The following is a 26,032-nucleotide window of genomic DNA, read 5'->3' as shown; positions in this document are numbered from 1 at the left end:
GATATATATACTGTTTCTTGGAAAGATTTAAGTCCTATTGCTTAATTCCAAAAACAATGTAATTCGTAGCGACAATATATAAAACCCTTATGTACTTTACTCAAGATGATATAAGACGAATCAAGGAAGCCTCTAAAGGTAAGCTCCTTGATGTAATCGGTGATTTCCATGAACTACGGAAACGAGGTAGTGAATATAAATGTGAATGCCCTAAATGCCATGGACAGGAAAAACTACATATCTCTCCGGCCAAACAGATTTTCAAATGTTTCAGTTGCCCAGACATAAAAGGTAGGGAGCCGTTGGACTATCTGCAACGGGCGGAAGATATGCAGTTCCTGGAAGCATGTGATTACCTGGCACGCAAATTCAATGTATTGCTTGACCCCAAGCCTGAGAAAAAGCCTGCTACCCCTGCTAAAATGAAGAGACGGAGTAAAGAAGCCAAAGGAGAGAACGTCGATACATTCTGCGCCCGTATGCTCGCTGGTAGCGGACTGACTTATCAGGATGTAACGGCACATATTTTCAAGAAAGGAGATACACAAAGCATTTTTGAGGCAAAGACTTTCCGTCCGGGAACCGTTGACGAATACGGTAACATCGTTGATGGAGATGATGTCATTATCGAATATTACGACTTGGATGGTATGCCGGTCACTTATATGCGTAAACTTCCGGGACGTGGTAAGCAGGAACTCAAAGTATATTATCGTGTTCGTTGGCAGTTTCCGGATGAGCACCGAGACAAGGAAGGAAAGCCGTTCAAATATAAATCTCCTGCCGGCAGCGGTACACCTATATACATTCCGGAGCGTATGAGACAGCTGTATAAGAAGAAAGAGCAATTTCCAAGACTTTACATTCAGGAAGGAGAAAAGAAAGCGGAAAAAGCATGTAAACATGGCATCCCTTCCATAGCGGTCAGCGGTATTCAGAACTTGGGACAAAAAGGGGCACTGCCGGAAGACCTCGTCAAGATAATCACTGTCTGTGGAGTCAAGGAAGTGGCTTTCATCTTTGATTCGGACTGGAACGACCTCTCCAATAATATAAAGTTTAATACTCCTGTCGATACGCGTCCCCGGTGTTTTTTCTCCGCTGCCCGTAATTTCAAGGACTACATGCGGATGCTGAAGAACCGGGGTATTATGGTGGAAATATTCATAGGCCACATCAACAAGAACGATGAAGGCGATAAGGGACTGGACGACCTCTTGGCCGACAAACTGGCCGGCCATGAAGAGGAGTTGGCCGAAGACTTGGAATTTGCTTGCAACGAGAAATCAGGGATGGGTAAATATGTGGAAGTATTCAAAATCACTACATGGAATGACCAAAAGCTACGGGAATTATGGAACCTGCACAGCCATGAGAAATTTGCCGAACAACATCGAGAGGTCCTGCAGGAACTTCCGGAATTTATCTTTGGCCGCTATGCATGGAAATTTGATGAGAACGGTAAACTGGTATCTGCCCTACCCTATGATGAAGATGAGAAGTTCTGGAATGAGGACTATAAAGAAACAAACGGCAACAGAGTACCGGTGTTTGAATATGACTATGTGGCTGCCAAAACCTTTTTTCAGAACCGGGGTATCGGCCGTTATCGCCTGCTCGATACCAAACTCTGGACATATATTCATCTGGAACCGCCAGTAGTCCGGACTATTGACGTGGAGGACGCACGCGATTTCATGTTTGCCTTTGCCGAACAGAACTGCAGCCGTTTCGTTAACAACCAGCTGCTTAAGGGTGGTTCGCAATATGTCGGGCCGTTCCAGATGTCGAGGCTCGCTTTCATCCAACCGAATTTTATCTCTCCGTCACGTGACGAGCAATATTTCTATTTCCGTGACCATTGCTGGCATATTACCCAGCATGAGGTCAAGGAAGTGGGTTATGAAAGTATCACCCACCAGATATGGGATGAACAGCGAAAAAACACTGATGTCAAGTATCTCGGCCGCCCTCTCATTGTTTTCAGGGAGAAGGATGGCAAGTATGACTATGAACTCTCTTCGGACGGCAAGAAATGCCACTATCTTCAGTTCCTGATTAATACAAGTAATTTCACTTGGAGAAAGAAGCCGGAAGAAATTGAGGAAAACGAAATCTACGAAAATAATCTTCATTTGCTTTCAAAGATGTGCGCTATCGGTTACATGCTGATGGAATGCAAAGACGCGAATGTGACACGTGCTGTTATCGGTATGGACGGCAAACAGTCAGAAGTTGGTGACAGCAATGGACGTAGCGGTAAGTCACTTGTCGGCGAACTGATGCGCCAGGTTGTCGATACTGTTTATATATCCGGAAAACGGACGGATATTTTCAACGACAGTTTTATTTGGAATGACATTGACGAACGTACCCGCCTGGTATTCATCGACGATGTCATGCTGAATTTCAATTTCGAATTTCTGTTTCCCAATCTTACCGGGGACTGGACCGTAAACAAAAAAGGAGGCGCACGTATCACTTATCCATTCGCCAAATCGCCCAAAGTATATATCCCCACTAACCATGCCATCCGCGGTACCGGTTCCAGTTATACCGACCGGCAATGGCTGATAGCCTTTTCCGATTTTTATAATGACAAGCACAAACCCATGGATGATTTCGGGGTACTATTCTTTTCCGAATGGGACTTCACACAATGGAACCTGACCTGGAACATGCTGGCCAATTGCATACAACTCTATCTTAGATTCGGGGTCGTACAGGCACCGGGCGAACGCTTGCAGCAGCGTAAGTTAAGGCAGGAGATTGGAGAGACCATCATATCCTGGGCGGATGAATACTTCAGCAGTGAAGAACACTGTCGCCGTACCCCTCGCAAGGAGATTTATGATAATTTTTGTAACTATGATCCGCAGCAGCGCAAGTACATTACTTCTACCGCCTTCAAGGACAAGATAAAAAAATATTGCGAATGGAAAGGCTGGATATTCAACCCGCACAAGTATGATGCCAAGAGTGGCTTACCTCTCTTTTTGGACAAGGATGGGAAACCGGTTATAGATGATAAATCCGGTGGAGTGGAATACTTTACCATAGGAAAAACAGCTGGAGAACAGTCCCCCCAGAATGACCCGTTTGACTCATCAATTAGCAATCCGGACAACAAACTTGCATTCTGATGAACGAGACGTATTCCAATATCATAGCCAGGCTTGTGCCTCTCTACGACATGGCTCCGCAACGTTTCATGGCATTCTACAATGCGGTATATCTGATGTGCATTGATTTGCCGGAAGGTTACCGGTTTCGTATTTCAGACCGCTGCCAGGGAAAGGACCTGGCACTGTTTCGGGACATCGTGAAGACTCTCATTGCAGAACAACCTTATAACAAATATATGGGACAATTGGAACTGTCGGATGATATGGAGTATGTACGGCGGACAACCGGCTTTAAACCTTCTGCAAACCGATTTATCCCAAGACAAGGAAAAAGATAGACCATGCCAATTTATTATGATGTAAAGATACATATTTTCAACGAATTACGCAAAGAATCATGCTAAAAAAAGAACACAAAATATTTGTAGTCGTCTCTCCGGAACCGGCTGAGCGTAAGAGACTGTTGAGCCGTCTGGCGGTACGTCTCGGTTTCGCCCTTATCCCTTCGGATGCGGCGAAAATCATATCGAATGACATGTACAGTATAGACCTGTCAACGGCCTATTTTATTTTCTGTAGCAACTATAATTTTCGTGGAGCTGTACTCACCAACCAGCGCTTGTATGAAATGGCCGCACGGGGATTGTGTGTGGCTGTAGGAGTTCGTTCCATACCCCGTGAATACGAATTCATTTGCAAAGTGTTCTATCCGGAAGATTTTTTATGACGGCCAGTCTGGGAAAACATAACACGGAGTATTCTTGAAAGTACATATTGAGATTTGTCTGCATCCGACTGTGCGTGAGTACAGTCGGATGCTATTTTTTTCTTTCACCCCTTCCCCCTCTCTCCCAACCCGTCATAATAACGATTTGGACAAACGTGCATGAAAGCGAAAACAGACGCAGAATCTCTGGAGGGGTATATTATTCTTTTTTTTTATTCTTCTTTTAAAAATAGACTACCTTAAAAAATGGAAAAAAAATCGTGCATTTGTACGGACGTGCAAAATCAATCACACAAAATACTGATACACAAATTATTACAATCGTACAAAATCCGTACAAATTATGCACGAATAGCGCACGAATTGTACTTTTCTCAAAAAAATGCCCAAAAGTACGCAAACAGAAGATTTTGTACGGTTTCGTACGATTTTTGTACATATATAACAAGTTGAAAATTAGCCATATAACAAAATACACATGTACAAAAGTACTGCCGCACGATTTTTGTACTATATTCGTGCAAGGGTTTGGTTATATTCTTGGTATTTTGTATATTTGTGTAAAAATCAACGCTTTAAATGACAAAGAAAGACCGATTCGTCTGCTGGCTCCCTTGTAAACCGTACGTCAGGCAGTTCTTGCTGCATAACTTCAACGCCCCGGATGACACCTGGGACGAAATAGTCAACCTGTCATCGGATAAGGAGCTGCAAAATGATTTCCTTTCCCGGCTGTCAAAACGTGGCCGTTATGAAAACAGGTACCGAAACCTCTACCGTTATACCACCCATGTAGCGGTGGAGATACGTCGTGATGATTTCTATCGCTACGGATGGGCTTTGTCGAATACTGAAGTGGTGGCATTCGGAAACAAAGTGGAACGGCGCATCAAGCAGATGCTTTTCCTCTATCTCGATACTCATGTGAGTGTAGGGATTCCACTCTCAACCGCTATCCGCAATTTTCAGAACAGTTTCGGATTCGATGAGGACACCTGGCCGTATGATACCATTCGCAGGGAATATAACCGGCATGGATATCGGAAAAAGGTGGAGAATACAACAATTTTAGATTTTATTAACCGTATAATCTTGGGGAAGTTGTCCGAGTTTGGGACAATTTCCCAGCAAGGAAAATTAGCCTATGAAAGTAATAAACTATGATTTTGAGAACATTGGTGGCTTATTGCAGGTGATTGCTGTTCCTCTGAGTTCATTTTTGCAGATTCGCAGGGATTACATTGCTGATTTGAACTATCTGGAACTTTGTAATCCGGAAGAGATTATTTCCATACCGGTATATGCCAATGATACTTATGTATATAATGAGGATAAGGAAGTGAATGATGCAGGAGACTGCTGGAATGTGTCGGTTGAAGGGATTATTCCGAAACTCTCTTCTATGAATCACCGGTTGATAGAATCTTTGGAGCGTGGCTTATGGTATGTATTGGCAGTAGACGGTAATGGGCAGGTACATTGGTGCGGGCAGGAAGATGCACTTATGCTATTCTCCACAAACAAGACAACCGGACATTCTGTTTCTCAGCGTAACGGCACATCGTTCACGTTCACCTGTGTCCAGGATGAACCAACAATTTATATAGCAGAACTGGAAGGTCTGGAAAGATAAAAAATACGTTTATTCCGTGTTTGACGGTACCCTGTGTCCTTGGGTACCGTTTTTTTTGCGCTTTTCTTTGCGTAAAAAAGTTATATGAACGAGACGGTTATCACACTATTCGGCAGTATTGACCGGTATTGGTACAATAAGAATTATTTGAAATACTTTCTGGACAAAGCAAAAGGCCAGCCCGTACGTTTGAAGGTTTCCAGTCCGGGCGGTGATGTTGCGGAAGCGGTTGCCATGTCCAGCCTGATGGCCGAGCACGGCAACGTGACGGTGGAGTTCATCAGCTTCAACGCTTCGGCGGCTACCATATTGGCATTCGGCGCCAAGTCCATTGAAATGCACGAGGACGGTATGTGGCTGGCACATAAGTGCAGCCTGGGAGTGGACATCTGGGGCCAGCTTAACGCGGATCAGCTTGAAGATACCATCAAGGATTTGCAGAACAAAAAGAAGAGCGCCGAGGCTATTGACCTGATGATTGCACAGAAGTATATCAACCGCAGCGGAAAAAGTCTGAAGGAGGTTATCACCCTGATGGAAGAGGAACGCTGGATGCCTGCTTCCGAAGCCAAGGAATGGGGATTTATAGACAGGGTTATTCCCGGCGCCCACAAAAAGCCGCAGGTGACCAATGAAATAACCGATTGCTTTACCGCACTCGGCCTACCGCTGCCGGTTATTGCTTCAGAAGAGAAGCCGGAACCGGAAAGCCGTGACAAAAATCTGGTTTCCCAGATTATCGACGGTATCAAAGGGCTGTTTCCTGCCAATAATAAACCTGAAGACATTTCTAATTCAAATACAGTTATTTCCATGCGTAAAGAATTTACTTTCATCAATCAGATCCTCAATTGTGAAGGCATTGAGGAAAAGGACGGTAAGGTATCGCTTACTGTAGAGAACTTGCAGGCTATCAATGACGCCATCAAGGCTGCCAATGATGCGAAAGCCAAAGCAGAAAACGATTTGGCGGCTGCCAATACCGCTAAGGAAACAGCCGAAGACAGTCTGACAGCAGTTGTAAATGACCTTGATAGCCTGAGTGACAGTGTCAAGAATGCCGCTGACAACAAGGCGAAGGTACAGGTTATCCGTGACATTGTCACCCGGATACCGGGAACGGGTACGGTCAGCCATCAGGAAGCGAACGAAGACAACAGGTTCGCGGACATTGCTACAGACCCTATCAACAGTTTTGAGAATGAATAACATCTAAACTTTTCTATTTATGGATTTTAAAGCACCTATTGACATTACCGCCGTTCTGACCGCGGTAAAAAAACACAAGGACATCCTGAAGGCGGTCGACAAGCTCGATGCTTCGGAAGTCTTGAAACATTTCACTCCGGTACCGGGCATTACCGATTCCCTTGAACTGGGCAAGGTGGAGGGCGGAAGCATCTCCGGCAAATATACCGGTAAGTTCACGGCCGGCAAGTACCTGGGCAAGATTGTTCCCCGCCGCCTGGTAGTGCGTCCCGTTGTGATGGAGATGTCTGATGAGCCGGAACGTTACCGCCGTACCTATATCGCCGAAGTTCCCGGTACACTCCGCAAGGAACATCCGTTCGAACTGTGGCTGATCAACCACGGACACGAACTGGCGTCCAATGACCTGCTGTTTGCCATTTTCACGGCAAAATACAGTGCTGATGAAGAAAAGACGGATATTCAGGACTCTTTCGATGGTATCGGTACCATCATCACCGAAGGCGAGGCAGTCGGAGACATCTCCAGCGCTGAGGGTAACGTTTATACCACCGGCGAGTTGACACGTGCCAATATCGGAGAGAAACTGCTGGAAATGTGGCGTTACATGCCGCGTACCTTCAAGCGCAAGAAGAACATTAAGATGTTCATTTCCGATGATTTGGGTGACATGTACGACGACTGGCGCAAAGATGAGGGTACCATCGTTATCGGACTTAAGGAAGACACTTCTGATACGCAGCATCTTCTCGGCTCCAACAACCGTTGCGAGCTGGTACGTGTTCCGAATCTTCCCGACGGCAGCCAGTTCGTCATGCTGACCACCAAGGAGAACGTATGCTACGGTTTTGATAAGGAAAGCGACTTCAAGTCCATCAAGCCGTTCATGTCGGGTAACCCCTATACGTTCGATGCTGCCGGGAAGTATCTGATTGGTTTCCAGTTCGTATCCGTACACAAGTCTGAGTTCTGCGTCAATGACCGTCCGGTGGATCCTGAAGGAACCAATCCGTTCGGATACATTGAGGTGACCATTGCGCCGGATGAAGCGGCCAACAACGGTGGAAAGTGGCGTATTCAAGGCGAGGAAATTTGGCGTGATTCCGGTACGTATGTGGCTGTTCCCGGTGGTAAGGAATATACCGTCGAGTTCCTGGAAGCTGCCGGATATACCACTCCTGCCGTGCAGAAGAAGACACCCGCTGCGGGCAAGGTGGAAAAAGTGACGGGCACCTATGTTGTTAAATCTGAATAAATCCTGTGATTATGGCAGAAGTAGACCCTAAATTATGTATTGCCCTTGATGATATCAATGAGGCAATGGACTGTAACAGCCAGGGTAACATGGGGGGAATCGTACCGTCCGTTATCTTCGGTTATCATGAGGATGTAGCCACATGGCCGGACTATCCTAAAAAGACGGAATCCCCGCTTTCGCTTGAGGAAGCCGGCGCGCTGGTTGGTGACCTTGTCATGAAGGAAGGCCGACGGGCTTACAGGATGGACTTCACGGACGACCTGGCGGAATTCAAGATTACCGACCAGGGAGAAACCGGTGGCGAGTCGTCACTGATGGACCTGAATATCATTTCTCCCAAGATGCGAAAGAAAGTATTCGGTTTCGAGAATGCGACCAAAGGCCGCAAGATGTTCTTTATCGTGACCGACAACAACGGCACGAACTACCTGATGGGTGACAAAAGACGCGGTTCCATGCGTGCATCCGGAGATGGAGCTACCACAGGAACCGGCAGTAGCGGACGTAATCAAAGTACGCTTCACTATACTTTCGCTACCCCCGTCAAGTGCGTGTACGAGGGTGATATGGAAGACATTCTTACTGTAAAGGCTGCACCTGGCGGCTAAATTTCTCGTTTCTTCATTTAGTAATTTGTTTATGTCCGTCTCCGGATTCTTTCCGAGAGACGGACATTCTGTTTTGTCCTATCCTGGCAACAAAAATCGCAATAGCTTTGCATATCATTAAAAATCAACGTACAATGTCAAAGATTACAAAGAGCTACATTGAGGCACGCAGGGACGGCATAAAATGGCTGAACTCGCAGAAACGGGACTACAGTACCGGTGTGAATATCCTTACCCGTTCCGGATATAAAGGTTTTGTTGCCGCCCGCCTTGCCCGACAAGGAGAAAAGCCGCATACCCGTGAGAAGCTGGAGTATGAAATCCGTCAAATGATTAAAGTGTGGTACCATCCCGACGACCCGCGATTTGAGAATATAGACCTGGCGGATGATGCGGTACCGGGTAATGACGGGCGTCCCGAAACAGTTACGGAAGAAACGGCGGCAGCCATTGTTGCCATTGCGGAAAATGAACTGGCGCGTGAAGCGGATGAGCAGCCTGCCTATCCGCCGGTTATTGCCAAAATCATCTATGATTTCCGTGAATGCTATAATGAGCGTTCACGCCAGCACCGGTTGCTTGCCGAACTGGGTGAGACCAATACGCAGGCTGTATGTGCAGAACGCAAGGATATTGTCGCTCGTATAGGTTATCTCTCCAAACGCATGACTTTGCTGGCAACCGTCAAAAGGCAGTTTGAGCAAAACAAGGAGTTGCCGTCTGAAGAACAGCTGGACGAACTCTATAAAGAGAAGGATGCCCCTAAAGAACATCCGGACGCCGAATCGGACGATACCGACATCAGTGCTTTGTCGATAGAAGAACTGAAGAAAGCGAAATCCAACGCCAAGAGTAAGATAACCAAAGCAAAGAATATGTTGCTGTATTCTTCGGAGAGCAAGCCCAAAGACGGTAAAGAAAATCCTCTTCCTGATTGCCCGAAACGTGTGAAATACGAGAAGAAGATTGCCGAACAGGAAGCATTGGTAGAAAAAATAGAATATAGACTGGCCGAACTGCAATAATGCTGGTGTGTTGCGGTGATATGAATGAGACGCCGACGGAGAGCATGAAGGACAATGCGCTCCCTCTTCGCCAAACGGATGCGGCAATTTCCGACCATGACCTGGTTGCGGAAAAACTGCTGCATCCGGATGCCATGGGGATGTTGGTACCCGGCAGGGACAAACATTTCTATTCTTCAGGGGCATTCAACCTTATTCAACTGATTTTCTATATTCTGAAACAGACAGGTCCGGCACATCTGCTGCTTACTACCTATTCCATATCCATGGACAGTATTGCGGCGCTTCATCGCAAGACGGAAGCGGGTGAACTGTTGTCGGTACGGTTTCTGATAGACAATCGGGTACGCAGCATCTCACCCAAACCATTCGATTATCTGGTAACTACATTCCCGGACAGTTATCGCTGCCTGGCGTTGCATGCGAAGGTAGCATTATTATATAATGAGAATTGGAAGATTACCGTAGTGGGCAGCCAAAATGCCACTCATAACCCGAAACTGGAACGTGGGATTATCCATACCAGCCCGGACATTTTTGATTTTGACTTTAAGATGTTAAATGATGAGTTTGACGCAGCAGCAAAGTGATGAAATAGAGAAGATGGCATATCGGCTTATCCCACCGGGCTTGATTGCCATTAATATCGGTGTGGACGAAACGGATTTCGTTCAGGAACTCCGTACTCCGGGTACTGAAGTACGGGCGTCTTTCTATCGCGGGCATCTTCGTCAGATGGTCGAAATACGTGAAGCAATCATCAAATCCGCCGTCAATGGCAGTAATCCGGCACAGCAGGAGCTGATTAAATTCTTTAAATCGCAACAGCAGTATCTTGAGTATGAATAGTAATTTGACAGCAGCCAAAAGCAAGGCCGCACTGGAGGAACAGTCATACGAGCTTATCCGCCAGCACATCATTGACCCTGAAAACAGTCCGTTACCGGAACATTTGCAGGTACAATGCAACCGAGTGTTACAGATAGCCCGTCTTTTGGACGATTATCCGAACGAGAGCCATATCATCAATATCATGCTGGCAAAATACCGTATCTCACGTACACAGGTGCGCAAGGATATCGCCCTGGCGAAAGAACTGTTCAAGACACAGCATCAGTTTGACTGGGATTTCTGGTTTGCCTGGATGATAAAGGACCAGGTACAGCTCATCCGGGATTGCAAGCTCAAGGGCGACCTCAAGCAATGGAACAATGCCAAAAAAGTGCTGCATCAGATGATTGGCGAGAAACCGGCTTCGGTTGAGGACCCACGCCGCATGGAGAAGAATGTTTTCTATATTCAAATCAACAGTATGGGGCAAAAGGTGGATATTCCTCTGGATGCCATCCGCAATCTTTCACAGGAAGAGCAAAAGGTTTTGGTGGATTCGATGTACACACCCATTGACGATGTACAGGCGGAAGAAATTATGAACTCATAAATATATGGAAATATGATTGATACATTGATTGTTACAATTGTGATGTGCATTGATACCTGTAACCTCTCGCCGGTACAGCATTCAATTCATTCCGCATTTCGTGAACTGAATATAAAAGAGGCTGTTATCCGGGCGGTAGAAGATACCCGGCAACGGGAGCAGAAAGCCGGTAAACCGTACTGGCATGTAAGAAACTACTCGTTTGTTAATTCAAAATTCAGAAAACATTATGAAGAAATTAACCAATAAACGGCTTATCTCTTACCTGGTTGACCATAAGCATATCGATATGGTATCAGTCAGCAAGACACAGATTGTCTGTACCGTGTCCGCTAAGTTCAAACCGGATGAAGTGCCGCAGTTACTTGCGGACACCGGGCAATCTATGCCTCGTATGACTTCTTCCGAAGGTATGAACTACATTGTATTCCCTCGTTATTGATACGACAGGAGAATGGACGAGAACGTTTGGGAAGAGGTCATCAAAGTCAACCCGGCGCAGGCGGCATTCCTGGTAATGCCGTATAGGAACGGATATGTCATCTATTCACGTGCAACAGGTAAATCATTCATTACCGGGGCCGTGATAGATGACAATATCCGGCTGATGCCTCGTGGCATTACCACGCTCACGCAGGCTACCATTGGTCAGGCGCTCACTAAAACGTTGCCTTCAGCTTTCAAGATGCTGGAGATGCTCGGTTACAAACAATGGGATCCGGTCAGCAAGACCGGTGACTATGTGGTTTGCCGCCGTCCCATTGAGGGGTGGTACAAGCCCTACGAACACATCATGTCTTATGAATACGGTATCAGCTTCAGCAACGGGCACATGCTCTATATACTTACTCAGGGCGGTAACAGTCGTGGTCCGAATGCCGACTACAATATCACCGATGAAGCGCTGACGCTTGACAAAGAGAAGTTCGACCAGGAGGCGGCACCGACCAACCGCGGTAATGAGCATATTTTCGGACGCAAATCGGAGCATCCGGTATTGAAGCATCATGGCAATACTTTCTTATCTTCCATGCCTTATACTCCCGAACAGAAATGGCTGCTTGAACCTGCCGGATATTATGAAGAGGAACGAGATATCCGGTTGTTCGATGTTTGGAACAAGATTGTGCGGTTACAGATGCAGCTCATTGACGCGCGTATTGCCGGTGATGCAGGACTGTTCAAGGAAATCTGGAACGAGACCGTCCGTCTCCGTCAGAGCATCACGCCGTTCGTCTCGCGGGACGGCACGCTGTTCATCCTCGGTTCTATCTTCGACAATATCGCCAATGTGGGTATGAACTATATCCTGAACCAGTATAAGGTGATGGACAAGCTTTCCTTCATGATCGAGATCCTGAACTACATGGTGGATAAGATTGATAGCTGCTATTACCAATTGGATGAACGGCATGTGTATTACAACGCGACCAATGACGACTATATACGGGACTTTGCCGAGGATACCGGCTTCGATTGGAAACGGTTAGGCAATAACGATGACAGCCGTCGTGACCTGGATTGTAATCCGAACCAGCCGATAGAGCTGACACCCGACTGGGGTTCGGCAGCTTCTTTCCTTGAAGTGGGCCAGGAACGTAACTATGACTTCGTGACGAAACTGTTGACACGTGAGCCGGTGGATAACAATATCAATGAGTTCTTTGTCAAGCGTGACGAAGAGGACGACACTATGGTGAACGCGCTGATGGATAAGTTCTGCCACTATTATCGTAACCATATCAACAAGCACGTGCACTATTACCGTGACCGCTACGGGGATGCACGCCGTGCCAACAACAAAAAATCCTACAATGAGCTTGCCGTTGAGCGCCTGGAGAAACACGGGTGGACGGTGGAACAGCACACCCATGCAGGAATGGAACCGCCACAACATGATAAGTATTTGCTTTGGGCTTCCATCCTGGCAGAGAAAGATGAGCGGTTCCCAAAGAAGCGTTTCAACGGCTCAAAATGCAAGTACACACTTATCTCCATGAATAACACCCGTGTCATCGAAGACCGTGAAGGACGTTTTGCCAAGGACAAACGCAGTGAGCGTAATCAGTCCATTCTTCCGGAAGAAGCCACTCATTTCGGAGACGCGGTGGATAAACGCGTATGGACGAAGTACGGGCATTTGCTTAGGCAGGCTTACGGGTTCGTGGATGCGCGTATCTGATTAACCTTACATACATTCGCAACGGCAATCGCAATACATATAACAGGATTCGCAATCTTTGTAAGGACAGCCGCAACGCTTGAGGACAGGATACAGCACTGAATAAACGTTCGAGGGGGTGCACTGCCTATCATATTTCCTTTAAAATTGTGAATTTTATTAACAGTTGGGATAGGGCGCGGTTGGGAGAAACTTCCGTTTCTCTTTCCATTCGGATGGAAAGCAGAGTGTTATGTTCTTATGTTTAGCAAGATAGAGTTCTTATAACGTTTGTTAACTAACATCCTGGCGCGCAAAATCCGCACCGAGAAAATAGGTGGAAAATCTATCTCCTCGGTACGGATTTTGCGCGTTTTAGCGGTAATAAGCAGTGGCTTATTGTATTTACTCGCACCCATGCAGGCTACACCCGGTTTTACCCATTCAGAGGATAGACCGGGCAGAGCGGTATAGTTTTCAACTATGTATTGCGGCTGTTTCCTTTTCTGATTGTCGCCCTTTATTTCTGTCTCCTATCACCACGCAGTTTCGCTTTTTTGTGCTGCAAAGGTAAATGTTGACGTCACTGGCTCAAGTTCGGGCTGGCGTTTCATAAAAAATCTCCACCTGTACAGGTCGTATTCAAGCCGTTCCGGTTTTCTGAAAAACTTGCTCTTGCTCCTTACAACACCTTTTGATGCAGCGTAAAAAAGGCGAAACATACCGCGTAGCGACAGGCGACGCAGAAAAAAAAAGCTCCAATCAGGGAAACAGCCAATTAGATAAGGCTCACACCCGGAAGCTCAAGGTTCAACATAAAATTTGCAGCATTATGAAAACATTCACTTACAAACAGGCTATCGAGGTTTTGAACAAATATTTCAAAGGTTATAAGGTACTAAAGAAGTTTGACGGTATTAGGGAACTAAGTATTCTTTTTCGGGATGCGAACGGCAAAAAGTGGGAACTTCTTTCAACGGCCGACCCCTATTTTCAGTCGGTAGAGGATTTTGTAATCATAGAGGCGTAATAATTTAATACATAATATTTTAATACATAGGATTATGAAAAAGGAAAGAGATGAAAAGAAAGAACGTGAAGCACGGATTTTGAAAAGGCAGCAGTTAAAAACATTGTCGCAGTCTTTGGTCGCCCGTAGGGAGATGGGCGAATACATGGGCAACGAGGACGACACGGTAAACGGTCTGTTACGGTTTTACTACGCTTGTCAGGGGTACACCAACCTAAAGACTTTCAAGGAGTGGAAGAAAGCGGGTTTCACCGTCCGTAAAGGTGAAAAAGCACTGCTTATATGGGGAATGCCCGTTGCATCGAAAGCGGAGCGGGAACGCATCGAGGAACTGAAAAAACAAGGTCGGGAAGAAGATGCGAAAGAGGACTTTTTTCCGTTGTGCTATCTTTTTGCGGAAAGCCAGGTGCACAAATTAGAGAAATAGATTAATCACTATTATATAAATCATTAATTATTAACTTTTTAAATTTTACAAACATGGAAAAAGAAGTAAAAATAATCGGTGAAGAAGTGACAAAAGCAGTTGAGACAATGAAAGAAACGGGTAAGGCGGGAGCCGAAGCCCCTAAAGAACAACCTGTAAAAGAGGAAAAGCCGACCGATGCACCCGCCAAAGGTAAAGGGAAAAATTCTAAAAAGGACGAAGCGGCCAAGCTGCAAGAGGAGATAAACCGTAAGACAAAAGAACTGGAGAAATGTCTGGCCGACCTTGAACGGAAAAAGGAGATTTCCCGCAACCGTACCGCATTTATCAACGCTATGGATAAACTTGATGAAGCAGCGGATAAATTGAAGCAGGAAGATACGTTTGAAACGGCGGTTTATAAATTGCGGTTTGCGGAAGCTTCGGGCTATGGCAACAACAGCGATATTTTTACAATCTCCAACCGTTTTCTATTGGCGGAGTTCATTAAGTTTATGCAAAAGAAAATTCAGCAGAAAATCGAAGAGCTGGAGCAGCTTTTAATCAGTGAGTAATAAGTACAGGATAGCCCGCTTTCGGGCGGGCTGCCTTTGATAAAATATGAATGTTATGGAAACTTTGTTTGATAGTGCTTGCCGCTACATGAGCGACAGCGAACTGATATACGAGATAACCAATAATAAGAAAATTGTCACCGAGACGGAACAGCAAAGCGGGGAATATGATTTGAACGGTTTATTCTCCTCGTTGACACCCGGCCGCAAAAAGGTGGCTACGGCTGCCATCGAACTGTACAGGCGGCTGCAAAGCAGGTATAACGGGCAGGACGCTATCCGTTGCAGTCAGGATATTAATGCGCTGATGTATCCGTTTTTGTGGGATTTACCGAATGAGGAACTTTGGGTACTGGCTTTAAATAACGCTTCACGGGTGATAAAGAAAGTACGGGTGTCGGTTGGCGGCATAACTCAGACGGCGGCAGATGTAAGGCTAATCATGCGTATATTGGTGGAAGTATCCGCAACGCAATTCGTCGTAGTGCATAATCATCCGAGCGGGAACAAACAACCCAGTAGGGACGACAAGAATATAACGGAGAGATTAAAAAAGGCGGGTGAGGTGTTTGATATTAGGCTGATAGACCATGTTATAATAGCGGGAGATACTTATTACAGCTTTAGCGATGAAGGGATTTTGTAGGGGAGACGGGTGCGGGCGGCACCCGCTTCCGTTTGCTCGCGCACTCACAAACGGAAGCGGGTGTAGAGAGGTATTTTTTGTTCTCCGTTCCTTCAACCACGGAGGGGATTTTTTGTCCTATGATAGCGGATGGCAGAATTCTATCTTTGTGACAAAAAAGAGATATGATACGTTTTTTTACAAAATTCGTCGGTACCTACGGGTACGATTCATTAAAGGATTTCTTCCTTTCGATAGCTCCGAGCTTCAAGTATAACCTGCAACTTCCTGCAATATCCTTCAGTGCCATTACCGCAATAATCAGCGAATACATAGGCATCACTCCTTTCCTGGCAATGACCATGTTGGTGGCGATTGTTTCTGAGATGTGGACGGGTATCCGGGCAAGTAAGGTTCAGGGTATAGGTTTTGAATCTTTCCGTTTCTCCCGGTGCATCATTAAGCTATGCATCTGGCTGAGCATTATTTACATTATCCATTCCTTTTATTTGGAAAGCAAAACGATAGCGGAAAATGATTTTGTAATGCTGTTGGCTACCGTATTCTTTTCCATCGCCAAAGTGTTCGTCATGACCTGGTTTTGCGTGGAGCATGTAACCAGCATATTGGAAAACCTTGCCATTATTGACGGTAAACCGAAAGATACGCTAATCAAGCAAGTGGGGATATTATGGATGACGGTTACGGACAAATTCAAAAGAAAGGTTGATGAGACGGAACATTAAGTGCATATTTCTATGTGCGGTTATTGCATTTCTTGCCGGGTGGACAGGACATTGGTTCGGTTCCCGCTGCCGGAGTATTGTCCGTGTTCCGGAAACGGTTATCTGTCATGATACAATACATCCCGCAGTACCTGAGCCGAAAGTGATTGTCAGGGAAATACCTGCTGATGTGGATACGGCGGCTATACTGGCCGATTATTTCCTGGAGAAACAGTATCTTGATACAATTATTGAATACCCCTATCTACGGGTGGAATTGACTGACATAATATCCCGCAACACATTGCTTGGCCGTACGGTAGTGGTGGATTACAACCGGCCGGTTATTTACGATAATGCTTTAACGTTGGGATCATTTGTGGGACTTCATAATTGTATTCTTCTGGCAGGGTATCGCCGTAAATCCTGGGAATTTAAAGCCGGATATGATTTATACAACAAGTCTGTTGTGGTTGGTTTGTCTAAAGATTTGTGGAGATGGTAGCCAATATTGCTGATAATTCGTATGTATTTTCCTATGATATGCCGGACATCCGCATTACGGGCGTGCATGAGAGGTTGAGTATCCGGATGGTGATTAACGGACAGGAAGCGCTTTCAGAAACCTACTATCCGGACAATGACAATGCTGTTATCCTTTGTGATCCCGGCGACATCATCAATGAATATTTCGTACGTCCGGAACTCACCAATGATAATGCCTGGATTGCGTTATCACCCATGACGGTACAAATTTCCCTCTCGGACGATGTGACTACTGCCAACTACACGCTGTACGTATTTTATTCCAGATACCATATTTCTTTTGAGCCGTTGACCGATTTTATGTTCTATTCCCGTTACAAAGTCAAACGAGTCAGGCTGGATAACATTGAACATCTTTCTTTTTTCGTATCGGAAAAGACTAAAGTGTTTCTGGATGTTATCTATCTGGAATTAGGTAATAGTATCAAAAAAACCGTTGAGCTGAAACTTCCTGAAGCAAACCGTATGGCAGCATATAATGTAAGTCCGGTCAGAGTAAGCGGGCTTGCAGATGTGCAATATGCTAATATCATATCGTATGACGTGCGTATTACGAACGGTACTCTGACAGACCTTGTGAGATATGTCATAGACCGAAAAGGTTATCGTGAAACACATCAGTTTCTCTATTATAATATGTTCGGACTCCCAGAGGCTATCTCATTCTCAGGATTAGTGCAATACAATCCGGAACTGGTAGGCGATATTGTGGATATGGTAAAACAAAAAAGGCGGTTCAATCCCTTCTTTAATGATTCACGTACCGTTAATACCGGCTACTTGGATGAGAACAAATACAAGGCGCTGATAGATATGATAACCTCACCGGTGCAATATTGGTATGACCCCTCTTCGCTTCTAACAGAGATTATCATTACGGATATTGACTTTACCCATACGAAAATGGGTAACCAAAGAGTGAACGTGAATCTGACTTTCTGTCCGGCAAATCGGAAGTACCATGTATTCGACAGGGCTTCATTTGGCGGTGGAATATTTGACTATACATTTGATAGAACATTTGAATAATATGGAAACAATACGCAGAAATCTGGCTCTGGCCGACATGGATATCCGCACGGACGAACGCGGACGCCGGCGCATCTTTTCAATAAAGTTCGTCAGCAAGGAAGGTAAGATATATTTTATTCCTCAAGCATATGCTTGCGGTGCCGGGCGCATGAATATGAAAGAATACCAGTTCCGGGGTGTGCAGCCCTGTGATTGCAAGGGTAATCCCGAAGGACATCCCTACCCCGTAGATATAGACCTGATATTAGAGTATAATAAAATGAAAATCGTATTCTGATGAATATACTGTTTAATTCAAGCGGTATTCCCCTGCTGATGCAGTCTACATACATATTCGGTGAGACGACGGGAACACCGCAGAAAGATATGAAGGACCGTGCCAGGATTCTGGCACCGTATGACCTGTCAAATGTCAGCTATATAGACATCGATGGGGTGAAAGTACGCCCGTGGGGAAATGAAAATGATTTTCCACAGAAGGCGGCCGAAGAAATCGGTAATACCAGCGTGCTCAACACCGGACTGAAATTTCTTCGTAATCTGACGCTCGGACAAGGTATCTACCCTTGTACGGTGGACGGATACGATGATGCCGGCAATGAAATACTAAAGCCCGTTACGGATAGCCGGGTGCAGGCTTTTATTGCTTCCCGGAATGTAAGGCGCTACATGGAAAAGGTACTTCGGGATTATCTGAAGTTCGGTAACGGGGCGGTCCAGTTCGTACCGTCAGCGGCGGTTAACACTTTTGCCGGTGTTAACCCGGTCAATGCACTTTATCGCCGCTATTCCGAAATGGACGAATACGGTGCCTGCAAGTGTATCGTTTCCGGATATTGGCCGCAGCGTCCGGACAAGGGGCAGTACACCAAACTGGATGTATTGTCCGAATACGACCCGCAAATGCACGCCGAGGTACTGAAGTTTGCCGGAAAGCAGAAAGACGGATTCATCATGCCGGTGCGGGACAGCTGGAGCAATGACGACCTTTACGGCATGCCCATCTGGTGGCCCGCCTATATCTGCGGATGGGTGGAGATAGCCCATCTTATCCCCCACTTCCTCAAGAAGGCTTACAAAAACCAGATTACCTGGAAGTGGCATGTACAGATACCGTATTCCTATTGGGAGAAAAAATATCCGTCCAAGGACTATTCGGCCAAGGAACGTGAGGCGGCCATACAGAAGTACATGGACTCTGTGGAGCAGAACCTTTGCGGCCCGGATAATGCGGAAAAGCCCATCTTTTCACATTATGCCGTAAATGAAATGAACGGCAGGATTGAGGAAGAATGGAAAATCAAGCCGCTGGAGAATAAATACCAGGGCGGTGACAATCTGCCGGTATCGGCAGCCGCCAACTCGGAAATCCTGTTCGCCCTGATGGTCAATCCCAATGTGCTCGGTGCCGGTATGCCCGGCGGTACATACGCGGGCAACCAGGGCGGTTCCAATATCCGCGAGGCATTCCTCGTAAATATAGCCAATGCGTGGATTGACCGGCAGAATATCCTGGACCCGATAGAACTCTACATAAAGATGAACGGTATGCCGGAATGTGAGTTGCGTTTCCGCAATACTGTTTTAGTAACCCTTGATACCGGCAGCGGTACCAAAAAAACATTGAGCTAATGATATTCAGTGCAGAAAAATGGAACAACGGCAAGGAGTTGAAAGCGGTGATGAAGGTGAACACCGCCATCTCCTTTGACATGATGGAAACACCGCTTCGGAATGCTTTCCGACAATACCTTATACCGCTATTGGGCAATGCGATGGCGGGTGAAGTGGTTGAAATATACAGATTCGGTCCAAACCCGGATGTACTGGAACAAAATACTGAAGGGGCAACCGAACGGGAGAAGCTGGATAGCCGCCTGCTGGAGATTTGCAAGCGGGCAAATGCGAACCTGGCGTTCTGGAATGATTTTGATGAAATTAGCATGCGCATCACCGATGCGGGCTTCCAGCGGCAGAAGTCTGACAACAACGAGTCATTCCAGCAGGTGTACAAGTATCAGGAAGATAACCTGCGGACATCGTTACGGAACAAAGGATTCAATGCGCTTGACGAATTGCTTGAATTCCTGTATGCCCATATAGCGGAATATCCGGAGTTTGCGACCTCACAGGCTTACCAGAACCGTAAATCTGCCATCGTTCGCAGCACCGCAGATGTCAATGACGTCTGTTTTATCAATGGCAGCCGGATTATCTTTCTGCGTTTACAGCCGCATCTGAAGTTTGTCGAGGAAATGCTTCTTCAGCCGGCTATCGGTGACAAACTATACGAACATCTGATTGACGGGCTGGTTAATCCTTCTGAGAATGAAGGGCGGCGGAAGGATGTGGAACGTCTGCGCCTGGCCTGTTCCCGCTACATTGTGGCAATGGCGGTCAGACGTCTGTTGATGGAAACGGGCAGTATAACGGACCGGGGACTGTACTTCACCACGGTACAGCCGGGCGAAAAAGGCAATGAAGAAAAGAAACCCGTCGATGCGGAACGTATAGCCGTACAGGTTCAGAACCTGAAAGCGGATGCGGATATGTACATGACGGCTCTGCTAAGGACAGCACGTAATTATTTTGCAGAGTTATATACCGGTGACCCCAGAAGAATATTCGACCGGGACAATGACCATAAACGTACATTCTGGACATGAAAGAACTTCGCATTGAATACCGTAGCTGCGGCATCCGTCGTGAAGTGACGTGCCCGGTACCTCAGACATGGGAAGAACTGACACCGGAACAGTTCCTGCTTGTGTCGCGGCTGTATCTTCAGGAAATGGATGAATCATCATTCCTGAAGAAGTTCTATTCCCTGCCGTCCGGAGCCGGTTCCGATAATTATTACAGATACAAGTTGGGCGAGCTTGTGGAGTTCATCAGTGACTGTCGTGTCCGGATGGACCGTTTCATCCTCTCCGATGTGGCGGGATTCAAGGCGCCGGGTGAACGTCTGAAAGGAATGTGTTTTGAACATTTCATGCACGTGGACACGGCTTTTAACCGCTACACACGTGACGGTAAGGATACGTCACTGGATACTTTCGTGTCGATGTTGTATTTGAAAAGCAATGAGTATATTGTCCTACCGGCGGGTGAGAAAAACGGCTTATTTAGCCGTCAGAAACCGCTGATATTGCAAAAACGGGTAACGAAAGTGGCAAAGATTGACAGGCATGTCAAATACGCCATCTTCCTGAACTACGTTTTTGTCAAGAGGTGGCTCTCGAAAGCTTTTCCTTTCCTGTTTCCGATGGATGACGAATGGGAACCGGAAGACAAGCAAAAGAAACCGACTGCACCGTCGGTCAATTGGCTCGACATATTCGATGCCTTTGTCGGTGACGATGTGGCGGTCATGGAGAAATACCAGGCAATGCCGGTGGCAACCGCATTCCGCCTGCTTAATAAAAGAATACGTGATGCTCAAAAACAGAACAAATGACATTTTCAGAGTACATAGAGAATTTGGCCGAAAGGCATGTCGACATCCGGCACAAGGAGAACGATGAGGTACACTTCCTCTCATCCGAAAGGGAGAAGCATACGGCATTGGACAGTGTGCTCCATTATCCGGCGGTGATTCTGGACCGTGGTTCCGGATTCGGTTACGGCGGTGGTCCGGGAGCGTACCGGAAAGAGCGTGATTACCTACTTTTTGTCGTGGAGCATGTATCCGACACATCCGATTATGTACAGATAGAAACAGTGATTGACAAGTGTGAACGTATTTTAGACGAATTGTTCAATCGGTTGCTCGAAGACAAACAGAAGAGGCGCTACTGGTTCTCCTTTTCATTGGAAGAAGTGGAAGCAGACTATGTGACAAATAATGACAACCAACTTTATGGAGTGGTTGCAGCAATACATCTGTCACAATCCTATGTGGCTGTAAATTGCCGGAAAGCATTTATATAAATATGGCAGATACAATTGAGATACTTAAAGAACTGGCCCGGTATATACGGTATGCCACCCGGGAGAATGAAAACACCTCGGAACGTGTAGGACGTACGTTCGTTGGTATTCTTAACCTGATAAAAGACCTTGAGAATATCTATTTACATAAGAATCAGCCGGACGAAACTAATTTTCTGATTAAATTCTTGGGCGGATTATATTCTGATTATATCCGGTCTGTAAATTATTCTTCCGGCGTATTGGGAGAAGGCTTTTTGATAAAGGTCGACCAAAAGACCGGTAAGTCCTATATTGAGGTGGACGAGCTGTTTGTGCGCATCAAAGCCATGTTCTCCGAGTTGGAGATAAAGAAGCTCTCTTATGCAGGTGGAAACTACATGTTCACTGCCGCCGGAATGAAATGCGGCAAAGTTGATGAGTTCGATACGTTCTGGCGTTGCTATCTGCTGGTTGATGATGGAGAAACGGCTATTGAGAACCCGTTCAAGGAAGGCGACCAAATACGCTTCCAGGACTTCAATATCAAGCCGGGTGTCTACGAGAATGTATCCAACCGTTACTACTGGCGCTTATGCGTAAGTATCGGCGAGGATTACATAGACCTTAGCAAGACAGACTGTGACGCAAACAGCGACATACCTCAGGAAGGTGACAGCCTTGTACAGCTCGGTAACAGAACAGACAAGAAGCGTCAGAACGCAATCACCTTGTCCGTATATGGCGATGATGCACCGAGTATCCACCAGTATGCCGGGATAGATTCCTATTCAATGGCTGGCAAGGAAGTGACGGCTATCAGTCCGCAAGGTAACAAGTTCATGGGTGATTTTATCTTGAAGACAGGCATAAACATTATGACCCAGTTCAAGATATTGGAGGACTTGATTTATTCGGAAGTCTCTAAAGTGCTGGATGAAGTACAGACAAAAGATAATTTTCTGTATAATTCGGCTTTTGCATCCAACACCGATGGTTGGGATACGACAAACCGTATCCGTTTCTTTACTGTCAACGGGAAATTCCTGTTCTTCAATGATAATTTCTATAGCCGCAAGGATGCTATGGCAGCCGTTGTCCGATATGGCAACCGGAATGTGCTCCGTATCATAGCGTCCGGTATCAAGCAGGCTAATGCTGATTTGTCAGGAAAGCCTGTTCAGGGAGAAGAAACGCCGGGAAAATTCTTTATTTCTTTCCGTTATAAGGTTGTCACTTCCGGAACGTTGACAATCGGTTTTCCCGGACAGAACTTGTATTTTTCTGAACGGCTTGAACCGGGTAAGGAGTATATAAGAAAGGAGTATTCCGGCACTTGGGATGGAACGGGAGACTTTGAACTGAAATTTACCGGTGAAATGTATCTCCATTCTCTGGCATTGACAGCGAATGCCTATGAGGACCTGATGACGGTATTCAATACGAAAATTGAACAAACGAACAGGAAAATAACTCTGTTGTCTGAATCAATGTCCGAATCTATGAATACTTTGGCTTCCGAGATGCAGGTTGCAGCCGAGGGAATAAGTGCCGCAAATAAGCGGATAGATGCAGTTGACGGTTCTCTACGGGAAATAGGGTTAAGTATCGACGGTATAAAGGACAATCTTTCCCTATATGTGAAAAAAGATGGCTTGGGTTCTGCTATTGACGTTGCACTTGACAATATATCTGTATCATCCCGGAATATTTATTTTACCGGGAATATCTCGATAAATGGTAATACGTCCATTCGTAAAGATGGTACACTTAAGGCTGTAAACGGAGAGTTTAGCGGAGAATTGAAAGGTGCCACCGGAGAGTTCAATGGAAAAGTTGCAACCAAGAAGAATGGAACAAGAATAGAACTTGATCCGGATACAAATTCCATCCGCATGTATAACCAAAATAACCAGATGGTCGGAACATTTGACTTTGTTTCGGAATCGTGGAACGGGGCTACCAACTACTATCCGAGAATCCGCTTGATGAATTATCACAATTCCGCGTTGGTCAGTGAACTTAGACTGGGAACAAACAATTTGAACATTTCTATAGGAAGTGACTCTATTTCTTTAACGAGAAGTGGATTGATGTTCTATATTAATGGGAAAACAAAAACATATTCATCCACTTAATTTTGAGCTTATGAAGAGAATAAATTTTGAAAAAATGCTTGTAGCGTCAGATGTTGCCCGTAGTCATTGCGAGAACAGGGACTATAAGAAAGAGTTCGCGAACAAAATGTACCAATACGGCTATGGAATTGCTATGCATCTTCTTTCAATAAAGATATACCAGTCTTCTGGTGAAACGGCATACACGGATGAGGAAGTCAATCTGATGCAACGGTTTGCAGAAGAAGAGCTGCCGCCTTTCTTTATCGATGCGCTTAACCATGCGATTCAGAACCAGCCGGAAGAATGTGTAACTGATAAATGACTATTTTTATGGAATTAACGGAACAGCAATACAACGAACTATTACAGCGTCTTAAGAACGACTTGCAGGTCGGTTCCCAAGGTGTAGGTGAAATACCATTGGCAAAATCATTGGAAGGTATTGTTTCTTTACCTGCATTCCAACCGATTGAAGGTAAGGATATGCCGGATATTGTAGAAGCTCCGCTTACTTTGCTTGCTACCCCTGCATTGGACGCGGAAAAGATGATTAAGGAAGCCGAATCAAAGCGTGTCGAAGCCGAGACTGGACGTGCCAAAGCAGAAGAAAAACGGGTTGCGGAGTTCGGAACACTCAAACAGGAATCACAGGCAGCAACGGCTGAAGCCAATGCTGCTGCAGAACGTGTAGATGAATCGATTACCGACATCAGCCAAGAGAAACAAGCGGCCGTTGAAGCGACCGAGAGGGCGGATGCAGCAGCAGGTTTAGCAACCGGAGCGGCAGAGGAGGCCAATGCAAAGGCAATCCTTGCCAATCTCGCGGCAGAAGCTGCAAATGCTGCCGCAAGTCTCGCCGATGAAAAAGCTGCCCTTGCCGATGAAAAAGCGGGACTGGCCAATGAAGCAGCCACCACCATTGATACCAAAATGCAGGAGAAAATCAATGCCCTTATAGCCAATGCTCCGGAAGCACTGGATACGCTCGTCGAACTTGCGGCCGCATTGGGTAATGACCCGAATTTTGCTACGACAATGGCAACGGAGCTGGGGAAGAAGATTAATAAGGCGGACATTATAAATGACCTTATTACCGGCGGTTCCAGTAAGGTTGCTTCGGCAGAAACGGTTAAGATGCTGGATGCAAGTAAGATCGGAAGCCTGTTTTTTACAACTATATCGAAACCGATGACAAATGATGAATTCAGTGAGATTATTACTCCTGATGCTCACACGTTGTATATTGTAACTTTACCAGGCTCTTAAAACATAAAGCTATGGCAATATATACAGGGAATAGAAAAGTTGTATTTTACCTGGGCAAGGACATACTCTATGTATATGGTAACTTGCTGCTGAAAACCTACATGGGGAAATGGTATACCGGGCTGCATGTTCCATATCTCGGCATTGTTCGGATGGGTGACAGAAACTTTGTATGTCTTGTTAAAGCCGGAACTGATAACCCGCCATTATGGACTATAACCGATAAGGACGGAAGGCGTATTTTGCAAACGCAGGATGGTGGAAAGACCTATGGATATATACTAACCGGCGAACAAAATACAGCCGAATTTGATGAAGTTATTGATTGATTAATATTTACAAAAAGAGATAATAATTTAAATGTTAAATTGGGCTGATTTTCATGGTAGAAATGACGCCCCTAAAATATACAAGGCATGGCAGAAGATATAAAAATGAGTGAGTTTAATGAAACGGAACTCGCAAAAATATTGGGTCTGGATTCTTCCGGCAATTCCAAAAAAGAGGAATTATCATCTATGATGGAAAGAGTTCTGTCACCTTATTTAATGTTGAAATACTGTGGAAACATAGAAAAGGATACAGATTTAAATGAATTGGATAGCGGAGCT

The 26,032-nt window shown here is 45.7% G+C and carries 31 protein-coding genes; all 31 read left to right on the top strand.

Features of this window, described 5'->3' with window-relative positions; all coding sequences use genetic code 11:
• Nucleotides 1-89 precede the first annotated feature (89 nt).
• Nucleotides 90-3,143 (top strand): CHC2 zinc finger domain-containing protein, encoded by a 3,054-nt coding sequence (locus tag BHV73_RS07225; protein WP_255380207.1) that lies wholly within the window; start codon nucleotides 90-92, stop codon nucleotides 3,141-3,143.
• Nucleotides 3,143-3,463 carry a hypothetical protein gene (locus BHV73_RS07220; protein WP_255380206.1) on the top strand — a complete coding sequence of 107 codons (321 nt, stop codon included), beginning with the start codon at nucleotides 3,143-3,145 and terminating at the stop codon, nucleotides 3,461-3,463. Before BHV73_RS07225 ends, BHV73_RS07220 begins: the two co-directional genes overlap by 1 nt.
• Nucleotides 3,464-3,522: 59 nt before the next feature.
• On the top strand, nucleotides 3,523-3,852 hold the full coding sequence (locus BHV73_RS07215) for a hypothetical protein (protein ID WP_148359819.1): 330 nt from the start codon (nucleotides 3,523-3,525) through the stop codon (nucleotides 3,850-3,852).
• A gap of 579 nt (nucleotides 3,853-4,431) precedes the next feature.
• Complete coding sequence (locus BHV73_RS07210; protein ID WP_255380205.1) at nucleotides 4,432-5,016, top strand: hypothetical protein; 585 nt, start codon at nucleotides 4,432-4,434, stop codon at nucleotides 5,014-5,016.
• Complete coding sequence (locus BHV73_RS07205; RefSeq protein ID WP_255380204.1) at nucleotides 4,997-5,485, top strand: hypothetical protein; 489 nt, start codon at nucleotides 4,997-4,999, stop codon at nucleotides 5,483-5,485. The genes BHV73_RS07210 and BHV73_RS07205 overlap by 20 nt, the downstream gene beginning before the upstream one ends.
• Nucleotides 5,486-5,569: 84 nt before the next feature.
• Nucleotides 5,570-6,694, top strand: coding sequence for a Clp protease ClpP (locus BHV73_RS07200; protein ID WP_255380203.1), 1,125 nt, complete (start codon nucleotides 5,570-5,572; stop codon nucleotides 6,692-6,694).
• A 19-nt stretch (nucleotides 6,695-6,713) separates the two neighbouring features.
• Nucleotides 6,714-7,949 carry a hypothetical protein gene (locus BHV73_RS07195; RefSeq protein ID WP_255380202.1) on the top strand — a complete coding sequence of 412 codons (1,236 nt, stop codon included), beginning with the start codon at nucleotides 6,714-6,716 and terminating at the stop codon, nucleotides 7,947-7,949.
• Nucleotides 7,950-7,960: 11 nt separating this feature from the next.
• Entirely contained in the window at nucleotides 7,961-8,560 is a 600-nt protein-coding gene (locus BHV73_RS07190; protein WP_255380201.1) for a hypothetical protein, read from the top strand.
• 134 nt (nucleotides 8,561-8,694) lie between these two features.
• A complete protein-coding gene (locus BHV73_RS07185; protein WP_255380200.1) occupies nucleotides 8,695-9,585 on the top strand; it encodes a hypothetical protein in 891 nt (296 codons plus the stop codon).
• A gap of 20 nt (nucleotides 9,586-9,605) precedes the next feature.
• Nucleotides 9,606-10,175: a hypothetical protein gene (locus BHV73_RS07180; protein WP_255380199.1), complete on the top strand. Its 570-nt coding sequence runs from the start codon at nucleotides 9,606-9,608 to the stop codon at nucleotides 10,173-10,175.
• On the top strand, nucleotides 10,147-10,434 hold the full coding sequence (locus BHV73_RS07175; RefSeq protein WP_255380198.1) for a hypothetical protein: 288 nt from the start codon (nucleotides 10,147-10,149) through the stop codon (nucleotides 10,432-10,434). The genes BHV73_RS07180 and BHV73_RS07175 overlap by 29 nt, the downstream gene beginning before the upstream one ends.
• The gene (locus BHV73_RS07170) at nucleotides 10,427-11,026 is read left to right on the top strand and encodes a hypothetical protein (protein ID WP_255380197.1); all 600 of its coding nucleotides are present in this window, start codon (nucleotides 10,427-10,429) and stop codon (nucleotides 11,024-11,026) included. The genes BHV73_RS07175 and BHV73_RS07170 overlap by 8 nt, the downstream gene beginning before the upstream one ends.
• Nucleotides 11,027-11,255: 229 nt before the next feature.
• Nucleotides 11,256-11,468 (top strand): hypothetical protein, encoded by a 213-nt coding sequence (locus BHV73_RS07165; protein WP_255380195.1) that lies wholly within the window; start codon nucleotides 11,256-11,258, stop codon nucleotides 11,466-11,468.
• A 12-nt stretch (nucleotides 11,469-11,480) separates the two neighbouring features.
• Nucleotides 11,481-13,208, top strand: coding sequence for a hypothetical protein (locus BHV73_RS07160; protein ID WP_255380194.1), 1,728 nt, complete (start codon nucleotides 11,481-11,483; stop codon nucleotides 13,206-13,208).
• Between the two features lie 811 nt (nucleotides 13,209-14,019).
• A complete protein-coding gene (locus BHV73_RS07155; protein WP_255380193.1) occupies nucleotides 14,020-14,217 on the top strand; it encodes a hypothetical protein in 198 nt (65 codons plus the stop codon).
• A gap of 34 nt (nucleotides 14,218-14,251) precedes the next feature.
• Complete coding sequence (locus BHV73_RS07150; protein WP_255380192.1) at nucleotides 14,252-14,644, top strand: ArdC family protein; 393 nt, start codon at nucleotides 14,252-14,254, stop codon at nucleotides 14,642-14,644.
• Nucleotides 14,645-14,697: 53 nt separating this feature from the next.
• Entirely contained in the window at nucleotides 14,698-15,198 is a 501-nt protein-coding gene (locus BHV73_RS07145) for a hypothetical protein (RefSeq protein WP_255380191.1), read from the top strand.
• A 55-nt stretch (nucleotides 15,199-15,253) separates the two neighbouring features.
• Nucleotides 15,254-15,844, top strand: a complete 591-nt coding sequence (locus BHV73_RS07140) for a JAB domain-containing protein (protein WP_255380190.1) — start codon at nucleotides 15,254-15,256, stop codon at nucleotides 15,842-15,844.
• A gap of 164 nt (nucleotides 15,845-16,008) precedes the next feature.
• The gene (locus BHV73_RS07135) at nucleotides 16,009-16,569 is read left to right on the top strand and encodes a phage holin family protein (RefSeq protein WP_255380189.1); all 561 of its coding nucleotides are present in this window, start codon (nucleotides 16,009-16,011) and stop codon (nucleotides 16,567-16,569) included.
• Entirely contained in the window at nucleotides 16,553-17,053 is a 501-nt protein-coding gene (locus BHV73_RS07130) for a hypothetical protein (protein WP_255380188.1), read from the top strand. Before BHV73_RS07135 ends, BHV73_RS07130 begins: the two co-directional genes overlap by 17 nt.
• Nucleotides 17,047-18,123 (top strand): hypothetical protein, encoded by a 1,077-nt coding sequence (locus BHV73_RS07125; RefSeq protein ID WP_255380187.1) that lies wholly within the window; start codon nucleotides 17,047-17,049, stop codon nucleotides 18,121-18,123. The genes BHV73_RS07130 and BHV73_RS07125 overlap by 7 nt, the downstream gene beginning before the upstream one ends.
• A gap of 1 nt (nucleotide 18,124) precedes the next feature.
• Nucleotides 18,125-18,403 (top strand): hypothetical protein, encoded by a 279-nt coding sequence (locus BHV73_RS07120; RefSeq protein WP_255380186.1) that lies wholly within the window; start codon nucleotides 18,125-18,127, stop codon nucleotides 18,401-18,403.
• A complete protein-coding gene (locus BHV73_RS07115) occupies nucleotides 18,403-19,758 on the top strand; it encodes a hypothetical protein (RefSeq protein WP_255380185.1) in 1,356 nt (451 codons plus the stop codon). Before BHV73_RS07120 ends, BHV73_RS07115 begins: the two co-directional genes overlap by 1 nt.
• Entirely contained in the window at nucleotides 19,758-20,792 is a 1,035-nt protein-coding gene (locus BHV73_RS07110) for a DUF6712 family protein (protein ID WP_255380184.1), read from the top strand. The genes BHV73_RS07115 and BHV73_RS07110 overlap by 1 nt, the downstream gene beginning before the upstream one ends.
• Nucleotides 20,789-21,583 carry a hypothetical protein gene (locus tag BHV73_RS07105; protein WP_255380183.1) on the top strand — a complete coding sequence of 265 codons (795 nt, stop codon included), beginning with the start codon at nucleotides 20,789-20,791 and terminating at the stop codon, nucleotides 21,581-21,583. The genes BHV73_RS07110 and BHV73_RS07105 overlap by 4 nt, the downstream gene beginning before the upstream one ends.
• Nucleotides 21,580-22,056 (top strand): hypothetical protein, encoded by a 477-nt coding sequence (locus tag BHV73_RS07100; RefSeq protein WP_255380182.1) that lies wholly within the window; start codon nucleotides 21,580-21,582, stop codon nucleotides 22,054-22,056. Before BHV73_RS07105 ends, BHV73_RS07100 begins: the two co-directional genes overlap by 4 nt.
• A gap of 2 nt (nucleotides 22,057-22,058) precedes the next feature.
• The gene (locus BHV73_RS07095) at nucleotides 22,059-24,173 is read left to right on the top strand and encodes a hypothetical protein (protein ID WP_255380181.1); all 2,115 of its coding nucleotides are present in this window, start codon (nucleotides 22,059-22,061) and stop codon (nucleotides 24,171-24,173) included.
• A gap of 34 nt (nucleotides 24,174-24,207) precedes the next feature.
• Entirely contained in the window at nucleotides 24,208-24,477 is a 270-nt protein-coding gene (locus BHV73_RS07090; RefSeq protein WP_286737476.1) for a hypothetical protein, read from the top strand.
• Nucleotides 24,478-24,485: 8 nt separating this feature from the next.
• Nucleotides 24,486-25,421 (top strand): hypothetical protein, encoded by a 936-nt coding sequence (locus tag BHV73_RS07085; protein WP_286737475.1) that lies wholly within the window; start codon nucleotides 24,486-24,488, stop codon nucleotides 25,419-25,421.
• A gap of 11 nt (nucleotides 25,422-25,432) precedes the next feature.
• Nucleotides 25,433-25,750: a hypothetical protein gene (locus tag BHV73_RS07080; protein WP_255380242.1), complete on the top strand. Its 318-nt coding sequence runs from the start codon at nucleotides 25,433-25,435 to the stop codon at nucleotides 25,748-25,750.
• A gap of 87 nt (nucleotides 25,751-25,837) precedes the next feature.
• Nucleotides 25,838-26,032, top strand: a 195-nt coding sequence (locus BHV73_RS07075; RefSeq protein WP_286737473.1) for a hypothetical protein, incomplete at its 3' end; no start/stop codon positions are given.

The sequence above is a fragment of the Bacteroides sp. 44_46 genome (genome assembly GCF_001915465.1).
In the GTDB taxonomy this organism is placed as follows: domain Bacteria; phylum Bacteroidota; class Bacteroidia; order Bacteroidales; family Bacteroidaceae; genus Bacteroides; species Bacteroides clarus.
This window is presented reverse-complemented; position numbering and strand designations above follow the sequence as displayed.

Bases quoted from the DNA above. Each gene is read 5' to 3' on its own strand.
- BHV73_RS07225 (WP_255380207.1), top strand. From the start codon at position 90: ATGTACTTTACTCAAGATGATATAAGACGAATCAAGGAAGCCTCTAAA.
- BHV73_RS07220 (WP_255380206.1), top strand. From the start codon at position 3,143: ATGAACGAGACGTATTCCAATATCATAGCCAGGCTTGTGCCTCTCTAC.
- BHV73_RS07215 (WP_148359819.1), top strand. From the start codon at position 3,523: ATGCTAAAAAAAGAACACAAAATATTTGTAGTCGTCTCTCCGGAACCG.
- BHV73_RS07210 (WP_255380205.1), top strand. From the start codon at position 4,432: ATGACAAAGAAAGACCGATTCGTCTGCTGGCTCCCTTGTAAACCGTAC.
- BHV73_RS07205 (WP_255380204.1), top strand. From the start codon at position 4,997: ATGAAAGTAATAAACTATGATTTTGAGAACATTGGTGGCTTATTGCAG.
- BHV73_RS07200 (WP_255380203.1), top strand. From the start codon at position 5,570: ATGAACGAGACGGTTATCACACTATTCGGCAGTATTGACCGGTATTGG.
- BHV73_RS07195 (WP_255380202.1), top strand. From the start codon at position 6,714: ATGGATTTTAAAGCACCTATTGACATTACCGCCGTTCTGACCGCGGTA.
- BHV73_RS07190 (WP_255380201.1), top strand. From the start codon at position 7,961: ATGGCAGAAGTAGACCCTAAATTATGTATTGCCCTTGATGATATCAAT.
- BHV73_RS07185 (WP_255380200.1), top strand. From the start codon at position 8,695: ATGTCAAAGATTACAAAGAGCTACATTGAGGCACGCAGGGACGGCATA.
- BHV73_RS07180 (WP_255380199.1), top strand. From the start codon at position 9,606: ATGAATGAGACGCCGACGGAGAGCATGAAGGACAATGCGCTCCCTCTT.
- BHV73_RS07175 (WP_255380198.1), top strand. From the start codon at position 10,147: ATGATGAGTTTGACGCAGCAGCAAAGTGATGAAATAGAGAAGATGGCA.
- BHV73_RS07170 (WP_255380197.1), top strand. From the start codon at position 10,427: ATGAATAGTAATTTGACAGCAGCCAAAAGCAAGGCCGCACTGGAGGAA.
- BHV73_RS07165 (WP_255380195.1), top strand. From the start codon at position 11,256: ATGAAGAAATTAACCAATAAACGGCTTATCTCTTACCTGGTTGACCAT.
- BHV73_RS07160 (WP_255380194.1), top strand. From the start codon at position 11,481: ATGGACGAGAACGTTTGGGAAGAGGTCATCAAAGTCAACCCGGCGCAG.
- BHV73_RS07155 (WP_255380193.1), top strand. From the start codon at position 14,020: ATGAAAACATTCACTTACAAACAGGCTATCGAGGTTTTGAACAAATAT.
- BHV73_RS07150 (WP_255380192.1), top strand. From the start codon at position 14,252: ATGAAAAAGGAAAGAGATGAAAAGAAAGAACGTGAAGCACGGATTTTG.
- BHV73_RS07145 (WP_255380191.1), top strand. From the start codon at position 14,698: ATGGAAAAAGAAGTAAAAATAATCGGTGAAGAAGTGACAAAAGCAGTT.
- BHV73_RS07140 (WP_255380190.1), top strand. From the start codon at position 15,254: ATGGAAACTTTGTTTGATAGTGCTTGCCGCTACATGAGCGACAGCGAA.
- BHV73_RS07135 (WP_255380189.1), top strand. From the start codon at position 16,009: ATGATACGTTTTTTTACAAAATTCGTCGGTACCTACGGGTACGATTCA.
- BHV73_RS07130 (WP_255380188.1), top strand. From the start codon at position 16,553: ATGAGACGGAACATTAAGTGCATATTTCTATGTGCGGTTATTGCATTT.
- BHV73_RS07125 (WP_255380187.1), top strand. From the start codon at position 17,047: ATGGTAGCCAATATTGCTGATAATTCGTATGTATTTTCCTATGATATG.
- BHV73_RS07120 (WP_255380186.1), top strand. From the start codon at position 18,125: ATGGAAACAATACGCAGAAATCTGGCTCTGGCCGACATGGATATCCGC.
- BHV73_RS07115 (WP_255380185.1), top strand. From the start codon at position 18,403: ATGAATATACTGTTTAATTCAAGCGGTATTCCCCTGCTGATGCAGTCT.
- BHV73_RS07110 (WP_255380184.1), top strand. From the start codon at position 19,758: ATGATATTCAGTGCAGAAAAATGGAACAACGGCAAGGAGTTGAAAGCG.
- BHV73_RS07105 (WP_255380183.1), top strand. From the start codon at position 20,789: ATGAAAGAACTTCGCATTGAATACCGTAGCTGCGGCATCCGTCGTGAA.
- BHV73_RS07100 (WP_255380182.1), top strand. From the start codon at position 21,580: ATGACATTTTCAGAGTACATAGAGAATTTGGCCGAAAGGCATGTCGAC.
- BHV73_RS07095 (WP_255380181.1), top strand. From the start codon at position 22,059: ATGGCAGATACAATTGAGATACTTAAAGAACTGGCCCGGTATATACGG.
- BHV73_RS07090 (WP_286737476.1), top strand. From the start codon at position 24,208: ATGCTTGTAGCGTCAGATGTTGCCCGTAGTCATTGCGAGAACAGGGAC.
- BHV73_RS07085 (WP_286737475.1), top strand. From the start codon at position 24,486: ATGGAATTAACGGAACAGCAATACAACGAACTATTACAGCGTCTTAAG.
- BHV73_RS07080 (WP_255380242.1), top strand. From the start codon at position 25,433: ATGGCAATATATACAGGGAATAGAAAAGTTGTATTTTACCTGGGCAAG.